We start from the raw sequence: 21,917 nt of genomic DNA on the forward strand, positions 1-21,917 counted from the left end.
AAACTCTAAATCGCTTAAGAGGTCGGCCTTTAATAACCTTTCGAGAATGTAATCTAGATATCTTCCCTCGAATCCTAGATTTCATCCATCGAAATGCAGATAAACTATTCTTCACACCATAAAAAACACCCCAAAAGCCTTAAGCTTTTGAGGCATTATCACTAACTTATAAATTCTTCAATTCAGCCAAGCGTTTTTCAACGGTTGCGTGTTTTTCGATATAATCCTGTTGTTTTGCGCGTTCTTCTGCAACAACTGCTTCAGGTGCTTTCGAAACGAAACGTTCATTTGAAAGTTTGCCTGTTACAAGCTTAACTTCTTTCGCCCATTTCTCCAGCTCTTTCTCCAATCGTGCAGTTTCAGCTGCTACGTCGATTAAGCCTTCAAGTGGTAAGAATAGTTCTGCACCTGAAACGACACTTGACATTGATTGACCTGGTGCCTCAATTCCTTGACCTAAAACCAATGGTTCTGGGTTACAGAATTTCTCCAAGTACATCGCATTTGCTTCGAGTACTGCTAATGTTTCTGAATCTTTAGCAGAGATGTATAACGGCACTTTTTTGCTCATTGGCGTTTGTACTTCTGCACGGATCGCGCGTACTGAACGGATGATATCCGAAAGCAATTTCATACTTGATGCTTTTGTGCTGTCCGTCAACGATTCATTGACAGTCGGCCATGCAGCAATCGTAATTGATTCGCCTTCATGCGGCAGGCTCTGCCAGATTTCTTCCGTGATGAACGGCATGAATGGATGTAGTAAACGCATCGTGTTGTCTAAAACGTATGCCAACACTGAACGAGTCATTTTCTTCGCATCTTCATCCTCACCGTATAATGGCAACTTCGCCATTTCGATGTACCAGTCACAGAAGTCATCCCAGATGAAGTTATAAAGGGCGCGCCCTACTTCACCAAACTCATATTTCTCTGCCAGTTTTGTTACTTGGTCAATTGTTTCATTCAAGCGAGTCAAGATCCATGCGTCCGCAACAGATTTTTCTCCACTTAAATCAATATCTTCAAACTTCATGCCTTCCATGTTCATCATGGCAAAACGTGAAGCGTTCCAGATCTTGTTCGCGAAGTTCCAAACCGATTCCACTTTCTCGATTGAGAAACGTAAATCTTGCCCTGGTGATGAACCAGTTGATAAGAAGTAACGAAGTGCATCCGCACCGTATTTCTCAATTACGTCCATTGGGTCTACTCCGTTGCCTAATGACTTAGACATTTTACGTCCGTCTTCAGCACGTACAAGTCCGTGAATCAATACATCGTCAAACGGACGTTGGTCCGTGAACTCAATTCCTTGGAAAATCATACGTGATACCCAGAAGAATATAATATCATATCCTGTTACTAATACATCGGTCGGGTAGTAACGTTTGAATTCTTCGTTTGATTCGTCCGGCCAGCCCATTGTTGAAAACGGCCATAGTGCAGATGAGAACCATGTATCCAATACATCTTCGTCCTGTTTCCAGTTTTCGATGTCCGCTGGTGCTTCATGACCTACGTAAATTTCGCCTGTTTCATTGTGGTACCAAGCTGGAATTCGGTGACCCCACCATAATTGGCGTGAAATACACCAGTCACGGATGTTTTCCATCCAGCGCATATAGGTGTTTTCAAAGCGTTCCGGTACGAATTGAACTTTGTCTTCGCCTTGCTGCAATTTAATTGCTTCGTCTGCGAGTGGCTGCATGTTTACGAACCACTGTGTCGAAAGATACGGTTCAACTACTGCGCCGCTACGCTCTGAGTGCCCAACTGAATGCATATGCTCTTCGATTTTAAACAATACTCCCGCTTCTTGAAGATCCGCAACAATTTGCTTGCGGCATTCGAAGCGATCCATCCCTGCATATTTATCCGCATTGTCATTCATCGTTCCGTCTTCTTTCATAACCAATACGCGCTCTAGGTCATGACGGTTACCGATTTCAAAGTCATTCGGGTCATGTGCAGGTGTGATTTTAACAGCACCGCTTCCAAATTCCATATCCACATAATCATCTGCAACAATCTTAATTTCGCGTCCTACGATCGGCAATGTAACGGTTTTGCCAATTAAGTGCATGTAACGTTCGTCTTTCGGATGAACCGCAACTGCAGTATCGCCCAGCATCGTTTCCGGTCGAGTTGTCGCAACTTCAATATGACCTGTGCCATCTGTGAGCGGGTATCGCATATGATAGAAAGCACCCTGTACGTCTTGATGGATTACTTCGATATCAGATAAAGCTGTTTTCGTTGCTGGATCCCAGTTGATGATACGTTCGCCGCGATAAATAAGCCCTTTGTTGTAAAGCTTAACGAATACTTCTTTAACAGCATTTGATAAGCCATCATCGAGTGTAAAACGTTCACGTGAGTAATCAAGACCTAATCCAATTTTTGACCACTGCGTACGAATATGACCTGCATATTCTTCTTTCCACTTCCAAGTCTCTTTAACAAATTCATCACGTCCTAAATCGTAACGTGACTTACCTTCAGAACGAAGTTTTTCTTCTACTTTTGCCTGTGTCGCAATACCTGCATGGTCCATTCCTGGCAACCATAGTGCATCATATCCTTGCATGCGTTTCATGCGGATTAAAATATCTTGAAGTGTTGTGTCCCAAGCATGGCCCAAGTGTAATTTACCTGTTACGTTTGGCGGTGGGATTACAATGGTGTATGGTTCTTTGCCGCTTTCAGGCTGTGCTTCAAAATACTTTCCTTTAAGCCACCATTCGTAGCGTCCCTGTTCGATGGACTTCGGATCATACTTCGTTGAAAGTTCTGGTTTTTGTTCAGTCATAATCGATTCCTCCTTTTTTTGAAAACAAAAAAACTCCTGTCGTCACAAAAAGGACGAAGGAGTTGTTCGCGGTACCACCTTTATTCGCAGATGACAAAAAAATCATCACGCTCTCAAGTTTATATAACGGCTTTTAACCGGTTTCTGCTACTTACAGGTTCACAGAAACTGCTCATGGGCGACATTCAAATGTGTGTTAACGGAAACTCTCACCAAACGTTCCCTCTCTTGTGAAAACAGCACCACTTTACTCTTCCCAATCAATGCATTGTTATTTAGTTTTGTAACATATTGTATTTCCAAGATGAGATTATTGTATAGGACTGCACGACAACTCGTCAAGTATTTTTGAAAGGAGGAATCTCAATGCGAAGAGGATATAATCCTTATCTGCTTCCACCGTGGCTTCGAAAAACCCGCTTCTACTGCAAACATATCATTTTGCCGATCACAGTTTTCGAACTTATCCGTACCATTTTCATCCCGACGACCTTCGATTTCTTGCTGCTGTGCTTGTTAATTTTCATCTTATTTTTATTTCAAAAAGATATTATTTAACTTCATAGACGGAGTAGCCGTCTTTTAAATCACTCAGGAAGAATGGCAATGCTACATTTTCTTTGACCACCGGATTTTCCTCGGAAGTGGAATTGACAGGCTCAGTGAATACTTCTACGGAAGAGGATTCCCGTGGTTCAGGAAGTTCATACGAGCAAGTAACGCTCCATTCCACTTTCAACGTTTTTTCATCGGTGACAGATGCATTAACGTCCGACAGATGGATTTCAGGTTCTACTTTGCCATGAACATAATTTGGAGGTAATTCCACGAATAAAGGCACCGCATATTCAAAGTAGCCGTTTTCCCCATTCATGTCCAAGTCCTCGATTGAAACCCATTCAGACGTTCCGTGGTGCTCACATTCACCTGGTTGGAAAGCTACATGTGCTGCAATATGGTAAATGCCATATAAACTACTTACTCCTTTAACTTGCTGAAACTCTACTTGTGGCTTGACCTCAATTCGTGCAGCATTTGTCGGCACCCCAAAACTTTCCGGGAAATAAAAAACTTCTTGAAGCTTCCAATTAACTTGATTCACTTCTTGTCCTCCTTCACAAAGCTATGTGAAAGATTTTATGCGAGTGAACGAGCCTTTATGCTTTCATGAAGAACTTCTCGTTGTTCATAAAGTTTCTCAGACGTAGTTCACTATTTTTTAAGACGTCACCAGCTCTATTTCAGTTGAAAACTCAAAAAAGCCAGTCTGAGCAACCGCTCACTATCAAACATCAGGCTTTCAACCATTTTTTCAATGCATACGTCATCACAGGTCCTGCAATCAGCAAGATAAAGAAAATCCGGAATAAATGAAAACTGGTGACGGTCGACAAATCTGCACCCGTTTCCAATGCTGTAATGGACATTTCGGCAATTCCTCCAGGCGCTGCACTAATAAAGAAATCTAGAAACGTGTTAACTGGATGAATGTTTGTCAGTATGTATGCAATGAATCCACAAAATGCAATAAGCGCCAAGTTTGTCAGCACAATCGCTGCGAACAGTCGTATCGATAATTGATTTCTTACTTTTTCGAGCTGTAAGCCTAAATGAGCACCCACAAATATTTGAGACAGAATTAATACGATGGAAGGCACTTCGACAACTGGATGATCTGTCACGAACTGCACAATGGCCATTGATAAAATAGGTGCCATCATTTCAGGCAAAGGAAAATGTATTTTTTTCATTGCGATAAAAAAGGAAGTACCAAGTAAGACAGCTATGATGAAATGAGTAACATTAAATGTCGGCAACTCAGCCAGTGTCGCTTCGTTGAAATGACTGCCTTTTGGAATCCATGCAGTTAAAAAAGGGACAACCGTCACGACCACAAAGATTCGAAACGTCTGCATCAATGTCACGATGGTGGAATTCGCTGATTCCACTTCTTCACTCAGCAACACCATTTGGGATAGCCCACCTGGCAAAGAACCTAACACGCTGGTTGCAATGGTTTCCCCAGACATTTTCATAAAAAGCAGGCTTAATAATAGTGCCACACCTGAGACTGACAACGTCATCAATACCATCAGGGGAAAATCAAACCACATAAGTTCTATGGATGTTTTGGTAAAAGACGAGCCGATTTGAATACCAAGGAAAATCAAACCGATCTGTCGATATATTCGTGGCCACTCAAATTGCAATTTAGTATATTGCCTTAAAAGCAGTAATGAAACCATTGGTCCTAGCAACCATGGCAAAAAGATGCCGATTCGGTCAAATATGAAACCAGCCGCTGCTGCAATTATAAAAGTACGTATGATTATCCAAGACTGTTGCAACAAGACCACACCTTTCTTCATTGAAAAAAGCCCTGATACTCGAGTGAGTACCAGGACATGAGTATTAAGCTAGTTGTTTAAATACTTTATGGAATGCTTCCACAGTTTTCGCAATGTCTTCAGATGTATGAGCGGCAGATAGGAACATGCCTTCAAATTGTGAAGGTGGCAAGAAAATGCCTTCCTCAGCCATCAAGCGGTAATATTTTGCAAACAGTTGAAGATCAGACGTTTTCGCCACGTCGTAGTTCGTTACTGTTTCATCCGTAAAGAAGAATCCAATCATTGATCCCGCACGATTCACTGTGTGTGGGATGTGGTATTTCGAAGCCGCTTCACGGAAGCCCGCTTCCAACTGATCCGCAAGTCTGTTGAAGTGCTCATACGTTTCAGGAGTTAAGCGAGAAAGGGTTTCAAAACCTGCCGTCATAGCTAATGGATTACCTGAAAGTGTGCCTGCTTGATAAATCGGGCCACTTGGCGCGATTCGCGACATAATTTCAAGTTTCCCGCCGTAAGCACCGACTGGAAGTCCTCCGCCGATTACTTTACCAAGACACGTCAAATCCGGTGTTACGTTGAAGTGACCTTGGGCACAGTTATAACCGACACGGAAGCCCGTCATTACTTCGTCAAAGATAAGAACTGTTCCGTTATCTGTTGATAGTTCACGAAGACCTTCGAGGAAGCCAGGTTGAGGTCCGACTACGCCCATATTCCCCGCCACTGGTTCTACGATAATTGCTGCCAAGTCATCTCCGTGCTGTTTAAATGCTGCACGTACACTCTCCAAATCATTGTAAGCGACTGTAATCGTGTTTTTAGCCACTGATTCCGGCACACCTGGGCTATCCGGTAAACCAAGTGTCGCAACACCTGAGCCTGCTTTAATCAATAAGCTATCGCCATGTCCATGGTAACAACCTTCGAATTTCAGGATTTTATTACGTCCAGTGAAACCACGTGCTGCACGAAGTGCGCTCATCGTTGCTTCTGTTCCGGAAGATACCATACGTACCATTTCGATAGATGGCACACGTTCCATGACCAATTTTGCCAAGTCATTTTCAACGACTGTAGGTGCACCGAAACTTGTGCCCGTTTCAGCTACTTTTTGAATAGCTGCCACGACGTCAGGATGAGAGTGACCTAAAATAAGTGGTCCCCATGAAAGTACATAGTCGATATAGTCATTACCATCGATATCTGTAATTGTTGCACCTTTTCCGCTTGCCATGAAAATCGGATCCATATCAACCGATTTGAATGCACGAACCGGACTATTGACACCACCTGGCATCAATTTCACGGCTTCGCTGAATGCTTGTTTTGATTTATCGTAAGAACGTTCCATTATTTCGCCCCCAACCAACGAGCCACATCTTTCGCGTGGTACGTCATGATTAAATCCGCGCCTGCGCGCTTCATGCTTGTAAGTGTTTCAATGACAATTCTTTCTTCGTCTATCCATCCGTTTTGTGCTGCCGCTTTCACCATGGCATATTCCCCACTCACATTGTAAGCCACGACCGGTAAGTCGAAGTTATTTTTCACGTCACGCACGATATCCAAGTAAGATAGTGCTGGTTTAACAATCAGGAAATCTGCGCCTTCTTCAACGTCAGATGTTGCTTCGCGCATCGCTTCATTGCGATTTGCAAAATCCATTTGATACGACTTGCGGTCACCAAATTGAGGTGTACTGTTTGCTGCATCACGGAATGGACCGTAATACGCTGATGCATATTTCACTGCATACGACATAATAGGGAGATGTGAAAAGCCTGCTTCATCCAAACCGTAACGAATAGCCGCTACGAATCCATCCATCATGTTTGACGGAGCAATAATGTCAGCACCCGCTTTCGCTTGTGCAATGGCAGTGCGAGCCAATAAATCAAGAGTTGGATCGTTTAGGACTTGTCCGTTTTCAATAATTCCGCAGTGACCATGGTCCGTATATTCACATAAGCACGTATCAGCAATGACAACCAAATGTGGGTGACGTTCTTTTACAAAGCGAATCGCTTCTTGAATGATGCCATGATCATGGTAAGCTTGTGTGCCTTCTGCATCTTTCTCAAGAGGTATGCCGAATAAAATAACCGATGGGATACCAAGTGATACAACTTCGTCCACTTCCTCACCTAAGTGATCCATAGAAAATTGGTATACGCCTGGCATTGAAGCGATCGGATTTTTAATATTTTCGCCTTCTGCAACGAAAATCGGGTAAATCAAGTCATCTGTATGTAATTTAGTTTCGCGTACCATTGCACGCAAAGTTTCGCTGTGACGCAAGCGTCGGTGTCTATTGAATTGAAGTTCTTTCATTTGTATGAGTCATCCTTCCATTTAGCAATTTCTTGAATGAGTGCAAGCCATGTGTAAGTTGTTGGCTGTATATGAACTGCAACACCTTGTTTTTTCAATGCAGTTGCAGTCACATGACCAATTGCAGCAATCGTCATTTCGTTCCAACCGATATTGGGCGCAATTTCACGTGTGAATACTTCCACTGATGAGGGACTCGCAAATGCCACAATAACATGTGGATATTGAGTGAGATAGCCACCTAAACTTTTCGCGTTACCCTCATCAGGCAGAGTTTCATATACGGTCCATTCGTCCACGGATTGTGATAGACCTTCTTTTATCGTAGCTTTAGCAAGTGATCCACGTAAAAACAAACAAGTATCTGAGTAACCGGCTACCAACGGGAATTGTTGAACAAATGCATCCGCACTGAACGTAGTTGGTGTAAACGTCACATGAAAACCTATGCGTTCTAAAGCAGTCGCAGTTTTACTGCCAACTGCYGCAATCTTACAAGGCAAGGAATCCACGAGAATCTTGTGTCGCAGCACTTTTTGTTCGAATGCAACTACTGCATTTTGGCTTGTGAAAATCAACCAGTCATAAGTGTGGAGACTATTAATAAATTGTTCGTCTTGAAACGTTACTTCCTGAGTTCGGATGAGCGGGAAAGAAATGAATTCTCCACCCAGCCTTGTCACTTCAAAAAATGCTTCGTCAGACTTTGGTTGACCTGTAAAGACAATCGTTTGTCCTTGCAAATCACCTTTTTTAGACATTTAAATCGGCTCTTACTTGTTGAATCAAATCGTAAGCACCTTGCTCGCTTAATGTCACTGCCACGTCTTTTCCTGCCGTTTCTGGTACAACATTCTTAGAAGTTTGTTTGAAAACTTGTTCAGCATCAGGTGAAGCAACCAATCCTGTAAAATGAACATCTCCGTTTTCCACTGTTGCAAAACCAGCAATCGGTACTTGGCAACCGCCATCCATTGCATGTAAAAATGCACGCTCTGCATGAACGGCTTTCCAAGTTTCTTCATGTGTCAGTTTGCCAAGCTCTCCTAATAATTCCGCGTCGTCTCCACGGCATTCGATTGCTAAAGCACCTTGACCCACAGCAGGAAGACAATCTTCAGTTGATAAATATTCCGTCACCACATCATCGCTCCACCCAAGACGCTTGAGTCCAGCTGCAGCTAAAATAATCGCATCGTACTCTTCTGTTTCAAGTTTAGCGAGACGTGTATCTACATTTCCGCGAATCCATTTGATTTCAAGGTCTGGACGCAATAACAGAAGTTGAGCTGAACGACGTAAACTGCTTGTTCCGACAACTGCTCCTACCGGTAAGTCCATAAATTTCACATGCCCTGTTGAAATAAAAGCATCACGTGCATCTTCACGCGGAGGAATACACCCGATGACAAGTCCTTCCGGCAATTCCGAAGGCATGTCTTTCATGCTATGAACAGCAAAATCGATTTCTTTGTCGTACAAGGCTTGTTCAATTTCTTTAACAAACAATCCTTTGCCCCCAACTTTTGAAAGTTGAACATCCAGGATTTGATCACCTTTTGTGACGATTTCTTTTACTTCAAACTCAAATGGTGCTCCCGCTTGTTTCATTTGATCGATAAACCAATTTGTTTGTGTCAATGCCAATTTACTTCTTCTCGAACCTACTATAATTTTTCTCATTATTAACAACCCCACTTAACCGATTAATTAGATTTTAGTACCAAAAATGAAAGTCGGATAATCGACTTCCTAAGAAAAAATTCACCAACACGAGCAGGAAGGCATAAGCATGACCCCATGCATAACTTGTTCCGTAAAGTGTCCCTTTTTTTCTTCGATAAAATAAATAGCCGTAAACAAATAATAAAATAAATGAACCTATGATTTTCACATCAATAAGCGAAAATTCATTGAGTGTAACGTATCCCCATTGCAGCCCCAGAATCAGACTGACGAACAGAAATGGAATGCCGATGACGATTGACACGGTCATCCCCTTCTCCGTTTGATCAAGAGAAGGCAGTTTCCCGAATTGTTTCGTCCATTTCTTTTTCTTTAATAAGCGATACAAAATATGATACAACGCCGAAAAGACAAAAGATAACGAGAATCCTACATACGACAGGATCGCAAAAGTTACATGGATGAATAACAACTCTGATATCAGTGTTTCCCCAACAGGTGAGCGTTCAATCTGAACAGGTGAAAATGTATGAATGGTCATAAAAATAAAACCGATGACATTCAGGAAAAACACGGGAACCATCACACGGTATATAAGATGAAGTCCGATGGATAACGAGATTAATAACCAGGCATAAAAATAAATGCCTTCAAACAAAGTCAATATCGGAAACCTTTTCGTCTCAACAATATATAGGACTAAAAAAACCGTTTGCAATAGCCACACAATGCTGAGTAGCCAAAACGCAATGCGGTGAGCTTTTGAATCTTTATCTAAATAATCAATGAAGTAAAATACAAGACTGATTGCGTAGAGGATAACCATACCTTCATGCAGCCTTGTCATGGTCAAATCCGCCACTACCTTACCCCTTTTCCCTCAGAAATAAAAAGCGTTTTCGCATGTATAGTTTACCATACAGATACGAAAACGCCCCCTAACATGAATTAATATGAATACCCTGGATTAACTGCTATCTTTTTTTCTTCAACAACTTCTAGCTGTTGTTTGACAGCCATCATTTGACGTTGTTTTTCTTGCTGAACCTCTTCTACAATACCAAATATCTGTTGGAATAATTGCAGTTGTTCATGTGAATTTGATGAAACTGCAAGTTCTTTCGCCTGCAGGATTGGATCTTTTAACAATTGATTGATAATTGATTTAGTATGTTTGCTTAATATCTTACGTTCTCGATCCGTCAGTTCAGGCATTTTGTTTTCAATGCTGACCATAGTCTCTGCTTGTATTTGCATCGCTTTTTGACGAAGTGCCGAGATGATAGGAACGACTCCCAATGTACCGAGCCAATTGTTGAACTGGACAAGTTCCTGTTCAATCATCAACATGATGTCATTAGCAGCAAGTTGTCGTTCCGCTAAGTTCGCTTCCACAATGCCTTGCAAATCATCTATATCATATAGGAACACATTTGGAAGCTCACCAATGCGCGGATCCAAATCACGTGGCACTGCGATATCCACCATGAATAGTGGCTTTCCTTTACGAATGCGCTCCACAAATTGCATCAATTCCAAGTCAATAACGTATTCAGTTGAACCTGTTGAACTAATTAATATGTCAGCTTCAAGCAATGCACATTGAAGTTCTTGCATCGATTTCGCCTGACCATCAAATTTCTCTGCAAGTAATTGAGCTTTCTCGAAGGTGCGGTTGATGACTGTGATTTTCTCTGCTCCACTTCCGTGAAGGTTCTTAATCGCCAGTTCACCCATTTTCCCTGCCCCTAAAATAACAACATGCTTTTGCTTCAATGAACCGAAAATTTTCTTTCCTAGTTCAACTGCAGCATAAGAAACAGAAACCGCGTTCTCACCGATTGCTGTTTCAGCATGTGCACGCTTCGCAAGAGTAATCGCTTGTTTGAACAATTGGTTGAATACTGTTCCAGTTGTCCCCCGTTCTTGGGCATCCAAGAAACTTTTGCGTACTTGTCCAAGAATTTGTGTTTCTCCAAGTACCATTGAATCGATCGAAGCAGTTACTCGGAATAGATGCTCCATCGCCCCATCATTTTCATAAATGAATAGGTACGACGAAAACGATTCAATCGGTAACTTGAACCATGTCGCAAGGAATTGCTTTATATAATAACGTCCGGTATGTAACTGATCGACAATCGCATAGATTTCGGTACGGTTACATGTAGAGACAATCACGTTTTCCAATATGCTTTTCTGCTCTTGCAGTGCTTGCATCGCCTGCGGTAAATCGGACTCAACGAAGGACAATCGTTCGCGAATCTCTACCGGCGCTGTACGATAATTAACACCCACTACGATGGTATGCATGGCTTCATGACACCTTTCACGTTCTATTTCACGCCTTTTATTATAGCATAACGTTTTTAAAAACAAGGTTTTAAATGTGAACAAGCTATGAAATCAAGGCTGATTGGTAAGCTACTTTATAATAATTATAATGTAAGTGTATCAAAACGTCTGAACGCATACAATCGTTTTGCTTGTATGCGGAATTGTCTGTTAATGGTATTGCGAATTGGCGTGATTGTTGCTCCAGGTTGACAATATCGCGTGCCAGGTTGACAGTTTGCGGTTCCAAGTAGACAGAAACGACTTCCAGGTAGACAGTTTACCATTCCAGGTTGCACAAAATCCCCACAACCTTTATATTACCTCTGACAAGAACTTCAATCCTCCAGATTCACAAATCATTAAAAAAACTCCCTAAAAAGCATTAGGCTTCTTAGAGAGTGTAACCGTTCTATTCTATTTCTAGTACCATACGACGTTTGATTTCTGCCCATGCCGCATCAAATCCAAGACCCGTTTCCGAAGAAAACAGAATCATCGTATCATGCGCTTCCATATCAAGTTCGTCACGAACCATTTTCTTATGCTTCTCCCATTTGCCTTTCGGGATTTTATCCGCTTTTGTGGCAATGACGATACAAGGAATGTTGTGATACTTCAGGAAATCATACATCATGCAATCATCATCGGATGGTGGATGACGAAGATCCACAATCTGGATAACGGCTTTCAGCACGTCACGACTCGTAATATACGTTTCGATCATTTTACCCCAAGCTTCACGTTCGCTTTTCGAAACTTTTGCATAGCCGTATCCAGGAACATCAACGAAAAACAATTGTTCTTCAATTTTATAGAAGTTCAATGTTTGCGTTTTCCCCGGTTTTGAAGAAATACGTGCCATACTCTTTCGGCCTATCATTTTATTAATAAATGAAGATTTTCCTACATTTGAACGACCAGCAAGAGCAAACTCCGGAAAACCATCTTCCGGATATTGCTCTGGTCGTACTGCACTGATTACTAATTCCACGTTATGCACTTTCATTTCACGCCGCCTCCTTCTAGTGCTATTTCCAGCACTTCGTCAGCATGCGAGACAAATTTGAATGTTAAGTCCTCGCGCACACTTCCCGGTATATCTTCTATATCTCGTTCATTTTCTTTCGGTAAAATAATCGTTGTTAATCCTGCACGGTGAGCGCTTAACGTTTTTTCTTTAACTCCACCGATTGGCAACACGCGACCACGTAATGTGATTTCACCAGTCATGCCCACTTCACGTCGAATAGGACGTTTTGACAAAGCCGATACAAGCGCCGTTGCAATGGTAATTCCGGCAGAAGGTCCGTCTTTCGGAACCGCCCCTTCAGGCACGTGAATATGAATATCATGCGATTCATGGAAATTCGCATCCAGTCCTAATACTTCGGTTTTCGATCGAACGAATGACAAGGCTGTCTGAGCAGACTCTTTCATGACATCGCCCAATTTACCAGTCAAAATCAGCTTTCCTTTACCAGGTGAAAGAGATACTTCAATTTGAAGTGTGTCTCCACCAACAGTGGTATAGGCCAAGCCCGTCGCAACACCTACCTGGTTTTCTGTTTCGGCTTGTCCATAACGGAATTTATGTTTGCCGATTAGATCTTCCAAAGAAGAAGCTTTGATAACAATGCGTTTTTTATCAGTGGATACAACTTGTTTGGCAGCTTTACGGCAAATAGCAGCAATTTGGCGCTCAAGACTACGGACACCCGCTTCACGTGTGTAATAGCGAATCAAGTCAAGAATCGCATCGTCTTTAAGTTGCAGTTGCGATTTCGTCAAACCATGTTCTTTCAACTGTTTCGGCAATAAATGATTTTTTGCAATGGATTGCTTTTCCATCTCCGTATAGCCTGCAATAGAAATAATTTCCATGCGATCACGGAGTGGTCCTGGAATCGTGCTTAAATCATTAGCAGTTGCAACGAATAACACGTTTGATAAGTTATATGTTTCTTCAATGTAATGGTCGCTGAAATTGTGGTTCTGTTCCGGATCCAATACTTCAAGCATCGCTGAAGAAGGATCCCCACGGAAGTCATTTGACATTTTATCAATTTCATCCAACAAGAAGACCGGATTAATTTTTCCGGCTTTTTTCATCCCTTGAATGATGCGTCCAGGCATTGCACCTACATACGTGCGACGATGTCCACGAATTTCTGATTCATCTCGTACACCACCCAGTGAAATACGAACGAACTGACGTCCTAATGATTCTGCAATGGAACGGGCAAGCGAAGTTTTTCCGACACCTGGAGGTCCAGCCAGACAAAGAATCGGTCCGCGCAATGATTTGGTCAATTGACGAACAGCTAAATATTCAAGCACACGCTCTTTTACTGACTCCAGTCCATCGTGGTCACGATTTAAAATAGCTTCCGCTCGGTTGATATCCAATCGATCAGCTGTAGCATCCGTCCATGGAATGGCCACTAGCCAATCCAAATAGTTGCGAATGACGCCACTTTCAGCAGCTGCTGCCGGAAGTTTTTCATATCGGTCTAACTCTTTCAAAGCCACATTTAACGTAGATTCAGGCATTCCCGATTCATCGATTTTCTTACGAAGGTCAGCTACTTCTCCTGTTTTACCTTCTCGATCGCCAAGTTCCGTTTGAATCGCTTTCATTTGCTCACGCAAATAAAATTCTTTTTGTGTACGTTCCATCGCCTGTTTTACTCGTGCAGATATTTTCTTTTCCATATCCAACACTTCTTGTTCATTGTGCAAGCGATTGACTAACCATTCCAAGCGGTCTTTCACGTCGAAAATTTCAAGCACTTCTTGTTTCCCACTAACCTTCAGCGGCAAGTAAGACGCGATCATATCCGCCAAACGGCCTGGCTCTTCAATATCAGAGACTGTGTCATATGTTTCTGATGTTACTTTTTTCGAAATTTTAGAGTACTTTTCAAAATACTGAAGTAGCATGCGCATAAGGGCTTCATGTTCCGGCGTTTTCTCAGTATCATCCGGTGAAGCAGTAACGGTCACAGTTGCGTAGTTATCACCTTCCGTGTAACTAGCCCACGTTGCACGCTCCAAGCCTTCTACTAATACACGGATTGTGCCGTTTGGCAGTTTAATCATTTGATTCACATGAGCCAACGTTCCTATTCCGTTCAAATCCTCTTCTACTGGTTGTTCAACATTCATATCTTTTTGGGTTGCCAGAAAGACGATGTTATCAGTCAATAATGCCTGTTCCAATGCTGCAACAGAACGCTCACGACCTACATCAATATGTAACACCATCGTCGGAAATACTAACAAACCACGCAAAGGTAATAATGGAACGATTTTTTCTTCATTTTTCTTTGACATTTGGAAAGTCACCTCCGTCCAATTTTGTCCGATTTCTCCATAAATCAAACATATGGAAGAAAAAGCTGACATCCGAGCTGCGCGTAGCATACGCACGTTCGAAGCCAGCTTTTCATTCAGCTAAATTTACGCTGAAGTTTTTTCATCATTTTGATTCAGTACGCTACCGTCTTCCAAAACCAATCTCGGATTTGTAGAATCAGTAACCGTTTCTTTCGTAATAACACACTCTATAATATCTTCACGTGAAGGCAATTCATACATCACGTCCAACATTAATGATTCAATAATCGAACGAAGTCCACGTGCACCCGTTTTGCGTTCGATTGCCAATTTCGCAATTTCAACCAATGCATCATCTTCAAATGTCAATTTGACATTATCCAATTCAATCATTTTTTGGTATTGCTTCACTAAAGCATTTTTGGGTTCAGTTAAAATTTGAACAAGAGCGTTCTCGTCTAGCTGTTCCAAGCTTGCCAATACTGGCAGACGGCCAATGAATTCAGGAATCAATCCGAATTTCAACAAATCTTCAGGAATTAATTGTGATAATAATGAAGATTCTTCAGGATCTTTTTTGTTTGGATCTGAACCGAAACCGATTACTTTTTGTCCTAAACGACGTTTAATGATTTGATCAATTCCATCAAATGCTCCACCAACGATGAACAAGATGTTCGTTGTGTCGATTTGAATGAATTCCTGATGAGGATGCTTACGCCCACCTTGAGGAGGAACGCTTGCAACTGTGCCTTCTAAAATTTTCAGAAGTGCCTGTTGCACACCTTCACCTGAAACATCACGCGTGATGGATGGATTTTCGGATTTACGTGCTACTTTATCGATTTCATCGATATAAATAATACCTTTTTCCGCTTTTTCAACATCATAATCAGCCGATTGAATCAATTTCAGGAGAATGTTTTCTACATCTTCCCCAACATATCCAGCTTCAGTTAATGATGTTGCATCAGCAATCGCGAATGGCACATTCAGAATGCGCGCAAGTGTTTGAGCTAGTAACGTCTTACCACTACCAGTTGGTCCCAAAATAACGATATTTGATTTTGATAATTCCACATCATCGATTTTGCTGTCGGAATTGATGCGTTTGTAATGATTATAAACAGCTACAGCGAGTGATTTTTTTGCTCGCTCCTGACCAATTACATATTCATCAAGAATGGAAAGGATTTCTTTTGGTTTTGGAACTTCTTTAAACTCAGTTTCTTCTTCTGTACCGAGTTCTTCTTCCACGATTTCCGTACATAATTCAATACATTCATCGCAAATATATACACCAGGTCCTGCGACCAGTTTACGAACTTGTTCTTGGGATTTACCACAGAAGGAACACTTTAAATTCCCTTTTTCATCATTAAATTTGAACAAAATATTCACCCCTATTCAAGCCACAATCTTACAAGATTCTCCTACTAGAATCAACTAATAAGATTAATGAAAACTTAGATCATTATTTTTCATCGTTCACGTATCTTTTGGATCAATCACCAGACATTACCTATGTATGAGAGAAAACAAGGCACGGGCAATATGTCCGCGCCTTGTTTTAAAAAGCAGTGATAAAAATTATTCTGTAACTTTAGCGTTTTCAACTAAGAAGTCGATTGTTTTTTGCATACGGATATCGTTTTCAAGTGCGCCAGTACCACCAAGTGCTGTACGGATTTGTTCAGCAGTCATGTTGAATTGACCAGACATTTTTTCGATTTCAGCATTTACTTCTTCTTCAGAAGCTGTTAGGCCTTCTGCTTCAGCGATCGCTTCAAGTGTCAAGGAAACTTTCACACGCTTGTTAGCATCTTCAATCATTTGTGCACGAAGTGCGTTTTCATCTTGACCAGAGAATTGGTAGTAAAGGTCAAGGTTCATACCTTGTGATTGTAAACGTTGTGCGAAGTCATTTAACATACGATCTACTTCTGCATCGATCATTGCTTGAGGAATATCGATTGTTGCGTTTTCAGCAACTTTCTCAACTAACTCATCTTTGAATCCAGCTTCAGCCGCATTTTTCTTTTCTTCAATTGCTTGTACTTTTAATTTCGTACGAAGAGCATCGATACCTTCAATTTCGCTATCGATTTCTTTTGCGAAATCATCGTTTAATTCAGGAAGTTCTTTTCCTTTTACTTCTTTCACAGTTACTTTGAAAGTAGCTTCTTTACCAGCAAGTTCAGCTGCATGGTATTCTTCAGGGAAAGTAACAACTACATCTTTTTGTTCGCCAGCTTTTAAGCCAACCAATTGCTCTTCGAAACCTGGAATGAATGATCCAGAACCAATTTCAAGTGCGTGGTCTTCACCAGCGCCGCCTTCAAATGCTTCTTCTCCAAGGAATCCTTCGAAATCGATAACAGCTGTATCGCCTTCAACGATTGCTTCGTCTTCTTTAACAACTAGCTCAGCCAAACGTGTTTGTTGTTCTTTTAATTGAGCTTCGATGTCTTCATCAGTTACATTTGAGTCTTGTTTAGAAACTTCAATGCCTTTGTAATCTCCAAGAGTTACTTCAGGACGTACTGTAACAGTAGCTTTGAAAATCAAGTTTTCACCTTGCTCCATTTTTTCGATGTCGATTTCCGGACGATCAACAGGATCGATTCCAGCTTCTTCAACAGCTGTAGCATATGCATCAGGTAGAATGAAATCTAAAGCATCTTGGTATAAAGACTCAGCACCAAAACGTTGTTCGAACATTTTACGTGGCATTTTCCCTTTACGGAAACCTGGTACGTTGATTTCTTTAACAACCTTTTTGAAAGCTTTATCTAAACCTTCATTAACTTTTGCTGCTTCTACTTCTACAGTTAGAATACCTGTGTTACCTTCTTGTTTTTCCCATTTCACTGACATATATTCAACCTCCATCATTAATTTCAATTGTTTAGTATCATTCTTATCTATGATTTTGACAACCATTCTAGTATAGCATAACCGCCGATACTTTCAACTTTTTTCACATGTTCCGCATTTCGAAGAGGACATCAATCCTAACGAGCAAGTCATACAACTTCCCTTCGCAAGTCACTTCTTCCCCTAACATGCCTCCTACGTAATTTATATAAGCTTCAGCCACTTCTTGCTCATCGAACGAAAACCATTCAAATGGATACGTTGCAAATGAGTGACGAATGATTAAATCATGAACCATTTCCAATTTGGTTGGATTTTGAATGAGGTCATCTTCCGTCATGTTTAGGACAGCTTCGACCATCGGTGTTTGGGAAGGGTCTAACAGCTCTTTAGGGATAATATCAGTTCCATAACCGAACTTTTCAATGGTTATGTTCCGATCTATTCTTTTGTGTACCATCAATAATAGGGCGAAGGATTTCGTTATGGGTGATATTAGGTCATCTTCAATAATGGTCACCAGTTCATTTTCTATTGGCGTCAGATCTTCCCCTTCCAGTTCAACCAATAGTTGCTGTTGCTTATCTTCTGGGAAACGAGAAAATGTTTCGTATTGAAATAAGCTTGCATCAATTTGATTGTTATGAGGAACATCTTCCAATATCCGATCACTTTTTTGTTTGGCCACGCGTTCATTCAATGTGAGAAGTTGTTCAAATTTATCTATTTTATCTTCAGAAACAACGCCTTCTTCAAGCAATGATTCCAAAATTTCTTTTACCTCACCGAACTGGCGGAGCTCCATCAGGATCGTTACATACAACTCCATCGTTTCAAAGTAATAGGTAGGACCTAATTTCAAAAGTTCCTCACAAACTGTCTTAGCCTCAGTGAATTCCCGAATTTCATACAATGAATATGCATAGACACCTAGTGTTTGTTCATCAGCTTCTATGTATGTCAGGGCCTGTCTAATTGAATCCACCGCTAAATCATATTGAAAATCTTCAGCATGTTTCAGTCCTTCGGATATGAGTCTGTCCACCATGCCCGGAAAGACAATGATGTTTTCTTTTTTTTGAAGTTTTCCGTACTTTTTTCGCAATGTGGATTCCGCCTTTCTCTTGCGTTTATAGTAGCACAAATTGAAAAAAGGATGCGCTTCTCAGCACATCCTTTCTTCATTAATTGTATTCTTCTTGGAGTAAAAAGCTCAATTAGTGATTAAAAACCGAATTCAGCTTGTTGTTCACTAGTAATATCTTCATACGTGTCTTCGTCATAGCTTGAGCTGATAATGAACTTCAATGATTTCAATTCATCAACATTGCTGGTGGTAAAAACTCCGATTGTTCCTTCATGTTTGGTCTTACCATAAAAAGTACTGTCAAAGCCATTTTCTTCCCAAATGAAGTCATTACCCATTGCATCCAGTTGCTCGCCTGTATTCGTAACGATTGTACTGATTCCGTTCCATCCAATATTTTTATCAGATGTATTTTCAGCTGTATAATTTATTTGAATATAATTAAGTTTCTCTGGCAATTCCGAAGCATTCATGAATTGGAGTAAATAGTCTGTGTTATCAGGATGAATATCTGTTAGTTGGATGACTTTCATGTTTGTCACAACAACTTTTACAGGTGCTATGTCCACACTTTGATTGACCTCTTTAATTTTCAGCAATTCTACAGAAGTTCCATCCTCTTCCTTCACTTTTTGCCCAACCTCTGTTAAAAGTACTCGGCCATTTTCATCCGTTACCGGTTCGCTGACTTCTTCTTTTTTATTGGAAACTTCTTTCTGTTCCGCTTTTGAAGGATTGACTTCTTTAGCAGTTGTTTGATCTTCACTGCACCCCACTAAAACTCCGGTGACAAGCAAAATTAATGGAAGCAATGCTTTTAATGTTTTTTTCACGCTATGTACTCTCCCTGGTTCAAAAATGTAAAATTATAGTGATTTCTTATAATCTTCAAAATTCATATTAAAAGACTGTAATATAATTGTAAAGATATTTTAATATAGTAATTACTTCCTCTAAACACTATAAAAGGGAAATTTACATGTAGAAGAAAATAGAAAAAGAGTGCGCATTAATGCACACCCCTTCACAATTTTCAAACTAGATTTCAAACTGGAATCGTAATTGTGAAAGTAGTTCCTTTACCTTTTTTACTTTCAACACCAATTTTACCTTTAACTTTACAGATCGTTCCATACACCATCAACATGCCAAGGCCAGTACCTTCTTTTTTTGTTGAGTAATAAGGTTTGCCCAAATTCTTTATTTCATCCTTCGTCATTCCAATGCCACTATCTTTAACGGTTAAGATAATGTTTTGATCGAAATCACAGACCTCAATTGTCAAAATCCCACCGTTTTYTTTCATTGCTTCTATTCCATTTTTTAATAAATTCAAAAGACACTGTTGCATTTGATTTTTATCGTATTTCAACTTCAGTGTATTTGTAAAATGACATTCAATTTCAACACGATTCATTTTAGCATAAGGCATTAGAATATTTTTCACGTACCTAAATTCTTCTTCCAAATTGGCATACACCATGTTTTCAGATTGCGGTTTCGCAAATGCTAGAAAATCACTCACAATTTGTTCGGCACGTTCCAATTCTTTCAACGAATAATCGATGTACATTTTTTCATCTACCGATACATTCTTTGATTCCTTCAATAGCTGCAAGAAACCATTGGTCACAGTCAGAGGGTTTCTAATCTCATGCGACACACTTGCCGTAAGCTCACTCATCACATGAAGCCGTTCTGCGTGAAGGAAATTTTCGCGGCTCTTAATATTATCGAGTGCTTTTTCGATCATCAACATAATCAGGATAATGACAACAACATGAGTGGTAAGGGAATAAAATGCCAGCAACCAGAACTCCTGTGTTAATACATCAAAAAATGTACTGAGTGTCGTTAAGTAAAATCCCATCGTGAATATCGCTGCCGAAACACCAATAAGTAAACGTTTTTGCGTGTTTACTCGAAGAAATATTTTACTCAAAAAAGGCACAATCATGAAAATGGAGGATGAAAATAAAAGGGATTGAATTGTTCCCTCCCCACCAATCATAAAACGATAAACGTTCAAGACGATAAAAAGAGGCAGAACCTTCCAATAACCTCCATATAACGCAACGATAATAAACGGGATATACCGCAAATCAAAAATAAAACCAATATCCAGATGAATCGGATAAACCATACATAAAATCATCGAAATCGTGGCAAAGGCAATGAGAAATACAATATTATAAAAATGTTTGCGATTATCAAAGAAAATCACGAACAATAGTAGAGGGAAAATTAAAAATAAGATATTTAACAACAACGTTTCTAACACTGAATTTCCTCCTTTCCATGGAACTAAAGTTCTTCTAGGGAGAATTATACTTCTTCCGCAACAGACATTTCCAATATGTCGAATTTTGTAATAAAAAAACCTTCTTTACCAAAGTGAAGTCACATGCGTTATGTGATCAATTCACTTTTAGATAAAGAAGGATTTATTCTTGTCTGGTTTTTTCTAAAAATATTGTCGGAATTGATAAGTAATCATCTGCGTAATGTATATTCTTACACTGCTTATTAAGTGATTTGTTTATTCTAATATTTACAGTGCTGTTAAATTTTTTCGGATCAAAATAATAACACCTGTCTGTATCTGGACAGTAAACACAATACAAGTCTATTTGATTTTTATCAACTGGATTTTCGCAATACCCTTTAGAAGTACTATAAGACGAACTAAATCTTACAAATAGAAAGCCTTTAGAGTTTACACTTCTATATTTGACCTGAATTCGAATGAAGTCTCCATCTTTATAAGCAACAAGATCAAATGGAGTATGTTCTGATAATGGAGTAAGAATCAAATAACCTTTTGAACATAAGTCCGCTTGCGCTTTAAGTACACCTAAATCCCCTTTGTTTTTTGTATGATGCTCCATAACACACCACCTCAAAGTTTTTAGTTTACCTATTGTTAGTCATATTTCTAAGGACAACCATTGACTACGAGTTGCTATAGGATTTAACGAGAAGCCCTATTTTCTGAACAATTTGGACATTTTTTCTGGTTACTACCTTTAAATTTAGTAAAAGTTTTTTCAAAATTATTTCCACATGAACATTTAAATAGTAATTTTTGAGAGTATCCTAC

The 21,917-nt window shown here is 40.2% G+C and carries 17 protein-coding genes and 1 other annotated feature; all 17 genes read right to left on the reverse strand.

All coding sequences use genetic code 11. From position 1 onward, the window contains the following. Nucleotides 1-166: 166 nt before the first annotated feature. The gene (locus tag AC1DSL_RS11055) at nt 167-2,812 is read right to left on the reverse strand and encodes a valine--tRNA ligase (protein ID WP_477532210.1); all 2,646 of its coding nucleotides are present in this window, start codon (nt 2,810-2,812) and stop codon (nt 167-169) included. 46 nt (nt 2,813-2,858) lie between these two features. Further along, nucleotides 2,859-3,085: a binding site (T-box leader), on the reverse strand. 277 nt (nt 3,086-3,362) lie between these two features. Further along, nucleotides 3,363-3,914 carry a hypothetical protein gene (locus tag AC1DSL_RS11060; protein ID WP_016426767.1) on the reverse strand — a complete coding sequence of 184 codons (552 nt, stop codon included), beginning with the start codon at nt 3,912-3,914 and terminating at the stop codon, nt 3,363-3,365. Between the two features lie 190 nt (nt 3,915-4,104). Continuing rightward, on the reverse strand, nt 4,105-5,181 hold the full coding sequence (locus AC1DSL_RS11065) for an AbrB family transcriptional regulator (protein WP_477532211.1): 1,077 nt from the start codon (nt 5,179-5,181) through the stop codon (nt 4,105-4,107). Between the two features lie 43 nt (nt 5,182-5,224). Next, nucleotides 5,225-6,514: a glutamate-1-semialdehyde 2,1-aminomutase gene (gene hemL / locus AC1DSL_RS11070; protein ID WP_477532212.1), complete on the reverse strand. Its 1,290-nt coding sequence runs from the start codon at nt 6,512-6,514 to the stop codon at nt 5,225-5,227. Beyond that, a complete protein-coding gene (hemB, locus tag AC1DSL_RS11075) occupies nt 6,514-7,494 on the reverse strand; it encodes a porphobilinogen synthase (protein ID WP_016426764.1) in 981 nt (326 codons plus the stop codon). The genes hemL and hemB overlap by 1 nt, the downstream gene beginning before the upstream one ends. Then, the gene (locus AC1DSL_RS11080) at nt 7,491-8,255 is read right to left on the reverse strand and encodes a uroporphyrinogen-III synthase (RefSeq protein ID WP_477532213.1); all 765 of its coding nucleotides are present in this window, start codon (nt 8,253-8,255) and stop codon (nt 7,491-7,493) included. The genes hemB and AC1DSL_RS11080 overlap by 4 nt, the downstream gene beginning before the upstream one ends. Beyond that, nucleotides 8,248-9,177, reverse strand: a complete 930-nt coding sequence (gene hemC, locus AC1DSL_RS11085) for a hydroxymethylbilane synthase (protein WP_477532214.1) — start codon at nt 9,175-9,177, stop codon at nt 8,248-8,250. Before hemC ends, AC1DSL_RS11080 begins: the two co-directional genes overlap by 8 nt. A gap of 34 nt (nt 9,178-9,211) precedes the next feature. Next, nucleotides 9,212-10,042, reverse strand: coding sequence for a cytochrome C assembly family protein (locus tag AC1DSL_RS11090; protein ID WP_342543352.1), 831 nt, complete (start codon nt 10,040-10,042; stop codon nt 9,212-9,214). Between the two features lie 86 nt (nt 10,043-10,128). Beyond that, nucleotides 10,129-11,493, reverse strand: a complete 1,365-nt coding sequence (hemA, locus tag AC1DSL_RS11095) for a glutamyl-tRNA reductase (protein ID WP_477532215.1) — start codon at nt 11,491-11,493, stop codon at nt 10,129-10,131. A 433-nt stretch (nt 11,494-11,926) separates the two neighbouring features. Next, complete coding sequence (gene yihA, locus AC1DSL_RS11100) at nt 11,927-12,523, reverse strand: ribosome biogenesis GTP-binding protein YihA/YsxC (protein WP_016426759.1); 597 nt, start codon at nt 12,521-12,523, stop codon at nt 11,927-11,929. Further along, nucleotides 12,520-14,850: an endopeptidase La gene (gene lon, locus AC1DSL_RS11105; RefSeq protein ID WP_477532216.1), complete on the reverse strand. Its 2,331-nt coding sequence runs from the start codon at nt 14,848-14,850 to the stop codon at nt 12,520-12,522. Before lon ends, yihA begins: the two co-directional genes overlap by 4 nt. A gap of 126 nt (nt 14,851-14,976) precedes the next feature. Next, nucleotides 14,977-16,245: an ATP-dependent protease ATP-binding subunit ClpX gene (gene clpX, locus AC1DSL_RS11110; RefSeq protein WP_477532217.1), complete on the reverse strand. Its 1,269-nt coding sequence runs from the start codon at nt 16,243-16,245 to the stop codon at nt 14,977-14,979. A gap of 198 nt (nt 16,246-16,443) precedes the next feature. Beyond that, complete coding sequence (gene tig, locus AC1DSL_RS11115; protein ID WP_477532218.1) at nt 16,444-17,730, reverse strand: trigger factor; 1,287 nt, start codon at nt 17,728-17,730, stop codon at nt 16,444-16,446. Between the two features lie 103 nt (nt 17,731-17,833). Continuing rightward, complete coding sequence (locus AC1DSL_RS11120; RefSeq protein ID WP_016426755.1) at nt 17,834-18,835, reverse strand: tetratricopeptide repeat protein; 1,002 nt, start codon at nt 18,833-18,835, stop codon at nt 17,834-17,836. Between the two features lie 119 nt (nt 18,836-18,954). After that, nucleotides 18,955-19,650, reverse strand: coding sequence for a hypothetical protein (locus AC1DSL_RS11125; protein ID WP_477532219.1), 696 nt, complete (start codon nt 19,648-19,650; stop codon nt 18,955-18,957). A 212-nt stretch (nt 19,651-19,862) separates the two neighbouring features. Continuing rightward, complete coding sequence (locus tag AC1DSL_RS11130) at nt 19,863-21,098, reverse strand: ATP-binding protein (protein WP_477532220.1); 1,236 nt, start codon at nt 21,096-21,098, stop codon at nt 19,863-19,865. A gap of 163 nt (nt 21,099-21,261) precedes the next feature. Next, complete coding sequence (locus tag AC1DSL_RS11135) at nt 21,262-21,705, reverse strand: group I intron-associated PD-(D/E)XK endonuclease (protein ID WP_477532221.1); 444 nt, start codon at nt 21,703-21,705, stop codon at nt 21,262-21,264. Nucleotides 21,706-21,917: the final 212 nt, after the last annotated feature.

The sequence above is a fragment of the Paenisporosarcina sp. P4_D4 genome (assembly GCF_056401835.1).